The 8280-nt window shown below is 73.0% G+C and carries 5 protein-coding genes and 1 pseudogene; all 6 read right to left on the reverse strand.

Annotation, left to right across the window (positions count from 1 at the left end; translation table 11 throughout):
• A pseudogene (locus B7767_RS27310) lies at window positions 1-357 on the reverse strand (hypothetical protein); the annotation flags it as partial.
• The gene (locus tag B7767_RS27315) at window positions 357-1394 is read right to left on the reverse strand and encodes a MoxR family ATPase (protein WP_085574507.1); all 1038 of its coding nucleotides are present in this window, start codon (window positions 1392-1394) and stop codon (window positions 357-359) included. The gene B7767_RS27315 and the pseudogene B7767_RS27310, both read right to left, overlap by 1 nt.
• Complete coding sequence (locus tag B7767_RS27320) at window positions 1391-2878, reverse strand: hypothetical protein (RefSeq protein ID WP_085574508.1); 1488 nt, start codon at window positions 2876-2878, stop codon at window positions 1391-1393. Before B7767_RS27320 ends, B7767_RS27315 begins: the two co-directional genes overlap by 4 nt.
• A 204-nt stretch (window positions 2879-3082) precedes the next feature.
• Complete coding sequence (locus B7767_RS27325; RefSeq protein WP_085574509.1) at window positions 3083-5638, reverse strand: polynucleotide kinase-phosphatase; 2556 nt, start codon at window positions 5636-5638, stop codon at window positions 3083-3085.
• Window positions 5635-7098: a 3' terminal RNA ribose 2'-O-methyltransferase Hen1 gene (locus tag B7767_RS27330; RefSeq protein WP_085574510.1), complete on the reverse strand. Its 1464-nt coding sequence runs from the start codon at window positions 7096-7098 to the stop codon at window positions 5635-5637. Before B7767_RS27330 ends, B7767_RS27325 begins: the two co-directional genes overlap by 4 nt.
• Before the next feature lie 164 nt (window positions 7099-7262).
• Window positions 7263-8186 (reverse strand): LLM class F420-dependent oxidoreductase, encoded by a 924-nt coding sequence (locus B7767_RS27335; protein WP_085574511.1) that lies wholly within the window; start codon window positions 8184-8186, stop codon window positions 7263-7265.
• Window positions 8187-8280: the final 94 nt, after the last annotated feature.

An 8280-nucleotide genomic window follows, 5' to 3' on the forward strand; every position in this document is an offset into this window, starting at 1 on the left:
TGCCCGCCGGACGGGCTCCGGCAGTACGGGCGGGCCGAGCCGTATCCGGCCGGTCCCTTCGGGGTCGGGGACGGGCAGCGCCGTCGGGGCGGCGTCCGGCCCGTCGTCCGGCGTCCCGGGCCGCTCCGGAGCGGTCGCGGGGGAACCGGACGGCGGTGTGTCCCGCGTCGGCCCGTGCTCTCCGTCGGGTTCGGCGTCGTACGCCACCGTGCCCTCACCCGCCCGCTCCCGGTACGCGGCCAGCCACACGACGTCGGCCAGCTCCTGCCAGTGCGGTACCACGGTCACGTCCGGGCCGGCGGGGTCTCCGCCCTCGGCGCCCGTGCCGGGCGCCCGCTCCCTGGGCGACCCGTTCATCAGCGCCCCTTGGCCAGGTCTCGCAGCAGTGTCTCGATGAGCCTGTGGCCGTTGCCGTCGGTGCGGAAGCCGTCGAGGGTGGTCAGCCGGGCGGCGTTCAGCAGCTGGTCGAGCGAGTGCGTGCCGCCCGCCCGGACCCGCTGGAGGAACACGTCGACCATGGCCTCCGCGTCCGGCGGCAGGCTTCCCAGGTGCCCCGACACGATGGCCAGGAGCTGTTCCCGCGTGGGGGCCTGCATCTCCAGGGGCAGACAGCGCCGGCGGAAGGCGGCCGGGAACTCGCGCTCGCCGTTGCTGGTGATCAGTACGACGGGGAACTCGCGGCACTCCACCCGCCCCCCGGAAACCGGCGCGAACTGCCTGGGGTCGTCGGTGTGCACCCGGGCCGAGTCGGCGGCGTCACGGACCAGTTCGGGGATGTCGTAACTGCCGTTCTCCAGCACGTGCAGGAGATCGTTGGGCAGGTCGATGTCGCTCTTGTCCAGCTCGTCGACCAGGAGGACACGGGGGCGTTCGTAGGGCAGCAGTGCCGTGCCCAGGGGGCCCAGGGTGATGAAGTCGCCGAGGGCCGGGGGCTGCCCGCCGTCGGCCGGCGTCCGCTGTTCGACGGCCTGCCAGGCGGCGATGGCCTGGGCCCGCCCGATGGCGTCGTAGGCGTACAGACCGTCGCGCAGGGTCGTACGGCTGACGATGTTCCACTGCAGGACCCTGCCCAGGCGGAGTTCCCGGGAGAGGAGGTACGCGAGCGTGGACTTGCCGATGCCGGGCGGTCCGGTGATGAGCAGCGGACGGCGTAACAGCAGGGCGGCGTTGACCGTGTCGATCTGCTCCGGGCCGAGCTGCGGAACGTGGTCGCCGGGGCCCAGACGGCGCAGTGCGGCCTCGGGGTCGTCCGGCGGTGGCGGCTGCGGCGGCCCGCCGCGGAACCTGCGCCAGGGGGGCGCGTCCGGCAGCGGGGACGGTGCCGCGCCCTGGACCGCCCCCGTCGCTCGGAACACACGCCAGTCGGTGCCGTCGGTCGCGTCCGGCCCGCTCATAACCGGTTCTCCTCGCTGTCGTAGTCGTCGAAGCCGTAGTCGGCGGCGGTCTGGATGTCGACCAGCCGGTGGGGGTCGTCCCAGAGGAAGGCGATGTGCCGCCCCAGGAGTAGGGGTCCCGCCACGTCGAGTCCGGCCGTGCGCCGCAGCCGGTGGATGGCGAGCGGGATCTGGGTCGGGGTGGGGACGGAGGAGAACACGGCGGTCACCACTTCGCGGCGCTCCTCGCTGAACTCGCCGCGGCGGTCCCAGACGGCGAGGCCGAGGCCTTCGGCGATGGCCGCCTTCACCGCTTCGGTGGCCGCGCCGCCGTCCGGGGCGTCGAGCACCGCGGCCGTACGGCTGGGTTCGGAGGCCAGCGCGGCCTGCCAGACGTCCGGTCCGGTACGGTCCGACGTCCGCCAGCCGTGGACTCCGATCCCCCGGCTGCGCAGGGTCTCCCAGCGCTCCAGCCACTGCGCCCGGACCAGCAGGTCGTCGGTGCGCATCCGTTCCAGGCTGCGCAGGTGGACGCCGTACTTCAGGCCGAGGGGCTCGGACCTGCCGTCCACCGATCTCACGGTCAGCCCGGCCATGTCGTGGTTGAGCAGGTCGTAGGGGAGAACGAACTCGACGTAGGGCGGCGTCTGTCCCGACAGGACGGAGGGCTGGGCGTTCGGCGCGGGCGTAAGACGTACGACCTGCCGCAGCACGCGTTCGACGGCCCGGCCGAGACCGTCCAGGCTCGTCGTCTCGGGTTCCGCGGCCCGGGGCTGCCAGCGGCCCGGGACGGTGTTCAGCCACGGGCGCACCACGACGTCGTCGGAGCCGTCACGGGCCGGCTCCACGGCCACGACCAGGCAGCGCGGGATCGTCGGGTCCGCGGTGGTCTCGGCCCGCTCGGCCCGCCGGCGTTCCAGGGCGGTGAGCAGGCCCGCCCGCCGGGCCCAGCCGCTCGCCCACTCGGACAGGGCGAGGCGCCGGTCCTGCGAGGGCGTCAGCTCCGCGGCGTGCTCGATCAGGAGGACCGTCGGCGGCAGACCGTCCGGCTGTACGTTCAACTCCGCGGCGTACGTGAAGAGCTGGACCGGTGAGAGGCCGGGCGGCAGGTCGAGGTGCAGGTCGCTCGCCAGTACGTTGCGCAGCGCGCCGGCGGGAAGAACACCCTGTACGGTGCGCAGGAGCGCACAGGCGGTGTCCACGTCCTGTTGATCGACGGGGCCGGGCAGGGTATCGATGTCCGGCTCGCCGGGGCCCAGCAGCTCCTCGAACACGACAGCAGCCGGAGCGCCTTCGAATACGCGTACGACATCGACGAGGACCCGCTCCCCCGCGGGGACGCTCAACGCCGCGCGCACCAGCGCGACGACGTCCTCGCGCAGCTTGGTGCCGCGCAGGTCCACGTGCTGGTTGAGCTCCTCGGCCAGCATGCCGGCGAAGTACGTGCGCCCCGCCTGGTCCTCGAGGCAGCTCAGCCCGCACAGCGCCTCGGTCAGACGGAACAACAGATCCCTGCCCGGCGCGCGCCCCACCCCGTTCCATCCCGACGCTGTCTCCACCGACCTCCCCCCGCGAGCCGGTTCACCTGACGGACCAGCGAAGCTAGCACGCGAACTGCCGCGATCCAAGGGACGCCCGCTTGCACCGGCCCGGTCCGGACAGGTCCTGGCAGAACCTGTCCGGACCGGTCGACGGCGTGCGTCCGGCGGCTACAACCGCGGGTCCACCGGCTCCGACTCCAGGGCCAGTACGGCGAAGACCGGCTCGTGGACGCGCCACAGCGGCTCGCCCCCGGCGAGGCGGTCCAGGGCCTCCAGGCCGAGGGCGTACTCGCGCAGGGCGAGGGAGCGCTTGTGGTTGAGGAAGCGGTTGCGCAGGCGGGCCAGGTTCTCCGGGCGGGTGTACTCGGGGCCGTAGATGATCCGCAGGTACTCGCGGCCCCGGCACTTGATGCCGGGCTGCACCGGGCGGCCCTTCTCGTCGCTCACCAGGGCGCCGACCGGTTTGACGACCATGCCCTCGCCGCCGCGTCCGGTCATCTCCAGCCACCAGTCGACCCCGGCGCGCACGGACTCGGGGTCGGCCGTGTCGACGTAGAGGCGGCGGGTGGTCCGCAGCAGTCCGGTGGTGTCGTGCTCGACCAGGCGGTCGATGAGGGACAGTTGCTCGTCGTGGGGCAGGGCGGCGAGGCTGCGGCCCTGGACGGCGAGGATCTGGAACGGCGCCAGGCGGACACCGTCCAGGCCGTCGGTGGTCCAGCAGTAGCGGCGGTACGCGTCGGTGAACGCCGAGGCGGAGCCGGCGCGTTCGCGCTGGCGGTTCAGCAGGTCCCCGACGTCCACACCTCGGGCCGCGGCGCCCTCCAGGGCCGCCAGGGCGCCCGGGAAGACCGCGCCGGAGGCGGCGCCGACCGCCGCGTACTGGGAACGCAGCAGCCCGGACGCCTTCAGCGACCACGGCATCAGTTCGGCGTCCAGCAGCAGCCAGTCGGTGTCGAGTTCCTCCCAGAGACCGGCCTCGGTGACGGCCGTGCGCAGCCGGCCGAGGATCTCCTCCGTGACGGAGGCGTCGTCGAAGAAGGGGCGGCCGGTACGGGTGTAGAGCGAGCCGGTCGGGCCTCCCGCGGCGCCGAAGCGCCCCGCGGCCACGTCGGCGTCGCGGCAGACCAGGGCGACCGCACGGGAGCCCATGTGCTTCTCCTCGCACACGACCCGGGCGACGCCGTCCCGCTCGTACTGGGCGAACGCCTCGACCGGGTGCTCCAGGTAGCCGTCGAGGTGCGAGGTGGCGGTGGGCGCCATGGTCGGCGGGAGGTACGGCAGCAGGCGCGGGTCGATCGCGAAGCGGCTCATGACCTCCAGGGCCGCGGCGGCGTTCTCCTCGCGGATCGATATCCGGCCGTGGTGCCGGGTCTCGACGAAGCGGCGGCCGTGCACGTCCGCCAGGTCCAGCGGGCGGCCCTCGTGGCCGCCGGGGGCCTCGGTGTGCAGCGGGCGGGCCGGCTCGTACCAGACCCGCTCGGCCGGCACGTCGACCAGTTCCCGCTCCGGCCAGCGCAGCGCGGTGAGCTTGCCGCCGAAGACGGCGCCGGTGTCCAGGCAGATGGTGTTGTTGAGCCAGGTCGCCTCCGGGACGGGGGTGTGGCCGTAGACGACGGCGGCCCGGCCGCGGTAGTCCTCCGCCCACGGGTAGCGCACGGGCAGGCCGAACTCGTCGGTCTCGCCGGTGGTGTCGCCGTAGAGGGCGTGGCTGCGGACCCGGCCGGAGGTGCGGCCGTGGTACTTCTCCGGCAGACCGGCGTGGCAGACCACCAGCCGGCCGCCGTCGAGGACGTAGTGGCTGACCAGTCCGTCGATGAACTCCCGTACCTCGGCGCGGAACTCCTCGCTCTCGCCGTCCATCTGCTCGATGGTCTCGGCGAGTCCGTGGGTGTGCTGGACCTTGCGGCCCCTGAGGTGGCGGCCGAACTTGTTCTCGTGGTTGCCGGGCACGCACAGCGCGTCGCCCGCCTTCACCATGGCCATCACGCGGCGCAGTACGCCGGGGCTGTCCGGGCCGCGGTCGACGAGGTCACCGACGAAGACGGCGGTACGGCCCTCGGGGTGCGCGCCGTCGACGTAGCCCAGCTTGCCGAGCAGCGCCTCCAGTTCGGTGGAGCAGCCGTGGATGTCGCCGATGATGTCGAAGGGGCCGGTGAGGTGGGTGAGGTCGTTGAACCGCTTCTCGGTGACGACGCCGGCGCGCTCCACCTCCTCCACACCGCGCAGCACGTGCACCTTGCGGAACCCCTCGCGCTCCAGGTGGCGCAGCGAACGGCGCAGTTCGCGGGTGTGGCGCTGGATGACCCGGCGGGGCATGTCGGCGCGGTCGGTACGGGCCGCGTTGCGCTCGGCGCACACCTGCTCGGGCACGTCGAGGACGATGGCGATCGGCAGGACGTCGTGCTTCCTGGCCAGCTCGATCAGCTGCCGCCTGCCGTCCTGCTGCACGTTGGTCGCGTCGACGACGGTGCGGCGGCCGGCGGCCAGCCGCTTGCCGGCGATGTAGTGCAGCACGTCGAAGGCGTCGCGCGACGCGCTCTGGTCGTTCTCGTCGTCGGCGACCAGACCGCGGCAGAAGTCGGAGGAGATGACCTCGGTCGGCTTGAAGTGACGGCGGGCGAAGGTCGACTTGCCCGAACCGGAGGCACCGACGAGCACCACGAGGGAGAGGTCGGTGACGGGCAGGGTGCGGCCCTGCGGCCGCGAGGTCCCGGTGGTGGTCATGCGGCCTTCGCCTCCTTCACGGTGCCGGCCGTGAACACGGCCATCTGGGTGGGCGGTCCGACCTCGGGGTCGTCCGGCCCCACGGGCACGAACTCCACCGCGTACCCGTGCCGTCCGGCCACCTCGGCCGCCCAGGCGCGGAACTCCTCCCGGGTCCACTCGAAGCGGTGGTCGCCGTGCCGGACGTGGCCGGCCGGGAGGGTCTCCCAGCGCACGTTGTACTCGACGTTGGGGGTGGTCACGAGGACCGTACGGGGGCGGGCGGCACCGAACACCGCGTACTCCAGGGCGGGCAGCCGGGGCAGGTCGAGGTGCTCGATCACCTCGCTGAGCACGGCGGCGTCGTACCCCTTGAGCCGCTTGTCGGTGTACGCCAGCGAGCCCTGGAAGAGCTGTACGCGCGCCGCCTGCCGCTCTCCCATGCGGTCCAGCTTCAGCCGCCGGGAGGCGATGGTGAGCGCCCGCATCGACACGTCGACGCCGACGATCTCGGTGAAGGACGGGTCCTTGAGCAGTGCCTGTACGAGCTGGCCCTGGCCGCAGCCGAGGTCGAGCACCCGGGCGGCGCCACAGGCGCGGAGCGCGGCGAGGACCGCCTCCCTGCGCTGCACGGCGAGCGGGGTCGGCTTCTCCTCGGACTCGGTCTCCGCCGCCACGGCGTTGTCGATCTCCTCGACGTCGCTGTCGTCCGCCTCGGCCAGCCGGACCAGCTCGAGGCGTTCCATGGCCTGGCGGGTCAGCGACCAGCGGCGGGACAGGTAGCGGCTGGTGATCAGCTTCTGCTCCGGGTGCGCGGGCAGCCAGCCCTCACCGGCCCGCAGCAGCTTGTCGACCTCGTCGGAGGCGACCCAGTAGTGCTTGGCGTCGTCGAGGACGGGGAGCAGGACGTAGAGGTGGCGCAGGGCCTCGGCGAGGGTGAGCGTGTCCGCCTCCAGGACCAGGCGCACGTACCGCGAGTCGCCCCACTCGGGGAACTCGGCGTCCAGGGCCACGGGCTCGGCGGTGACCTCCCAGCCAAGCGGCTCGAAGAGCCGGCGGACGAGTTCGGGGCCGCCGCGGGCGGGCAGCGCGGGCACCTCGATACGCAGCGGACGCGGCTGCTCCGGCAGTTCCGGGCGGGCGGCGCACACACCGCGCATCGCGCTGGAGAAGACGCCGCTCAGCGCCACGGCGAGCAGGGAGGACGCCGCGTACGGGCGGTCGTTGACGTACTGCGCGAGTGCCGCGTCGGGGGCACCGCCGCGGCCCTTGCCCTTGCCGCGCCGGACCAGTGCCACCGCGTCCACCTCCAGCAGCAGCGCCGCCGTGCAGCGCCGGGCGTCCGCCTCGGGGTAGAGGACGTGGGCCGTGCCGTAGGACGTGGAGAACGCCTGCGCCTTCTCGGGATGCTTGTGCAGCAGGAAACCGAGGTCGGTCGCCGGGCGCTCGGCGGAGCCGGTGGTACTGATCGTCAGGAACACGGTGGTTACACCTCGAAACGCCTTCTGAGCTGGGGGTACACGCCGGATTCGGGCGTGCGGTGCCAACGTACCGGGAACGGCCGGGGAGGTTCCGGGAATTTACGGGCGGATGCGGCGGGGCCGTCCGCTCCGTGCGGACGGCCCCGTTTCCCGTGGTGCCCGGGTTACGACAGCTGGGACTGGACCTGGGCGGAGATCAGCTCCAGGTGGTCGAGGTCGTGCAGGTCGAGGACCTGGAGGTAGATGCGGCTGGAGCCGGTCTCGGCGTAGCGGCCGATCTTGTCGACGACCTCGGCCGGGGAGCCCGCCAGGCCGTTGGCCTTGAGTTCGTCGACCTCGCGGCCGATCGCGGCGGCGCGGCGGGCGACCTCCTGGTCGTCCTTGCCGACGCAGACGACGAGGGCGTTGGAGTAGACGAGGTCGCCCGGGTCGCGGCCGGCCTCCCGGGCGGCGTCGCGGACCCGGCCGAACTGGCGCACGGTGTCCTCGACGGAAGCGAAGGGCATGTTGAACTCATCGGCGTAACGGGCCGCCAGGCGCGGGGTGCGGGTCGCGCCGTGGCCGCCGATGAGGACCGGCACCTTGGGCTGGGCCGGCTTGGGGAGCGCGGGGGACTTGGTGAGGTCGTAGTGGGTGCCGTGGTAGTCGAAGGTCCGGCCGGTCTCGGTGGCCCACAGGCCGGTGACGATCTCCAGCTGCTCTTCGAGGCGGGCGAACTTCTCCTTCGGGAAGGGGATGCCGTACGCCTTGTGCTCCTCCTCGTACCAGCCCGCGCCCAGGCCGAGCTCGACACGTCCGCCGGACATCTGGTCGACCTGGGCGACCTGGATGGCGAGCACGCCGGGGAGGCGGAAGGTGCCGGCGGTCATCAGGGTGCCGAGCCGGATGCGGTCGGTCTCGCGGGCGAGGCCGGCGAGGGTGATCCAGGCGTCGGTGGGGCCGGGCAGGCCGTCGGCGGAGCCCATGCTGAGGTAGTGGTCCGAGCGGAAGAAGGCGTCGAAGCCGAGGTCTTCCGTCGCCTTGGCGACGGTGAGGAGGGTGTCGTAGGTGGCGCCCTGCTGGGGTTCGGTGAAGATGCGGAGATCCATGGGTCCATCCTGCATGGTTGCGGGGTGGACCGGCGTTCGGGTGGGGCGGGACCCGGCGTGGTGCGGGTGCCCGGCGGGGGGGGGTGTGGGCCGG

Origin of the sequence: Streptomyces sp. 13-12-16, assembly GCF_002114215.1 — a bacterium.
Lineage (GTDB): Bacteria > Actinomycetota > Actinomycetes > Streptomycetales > Streptomycetaceae > Streptomyces.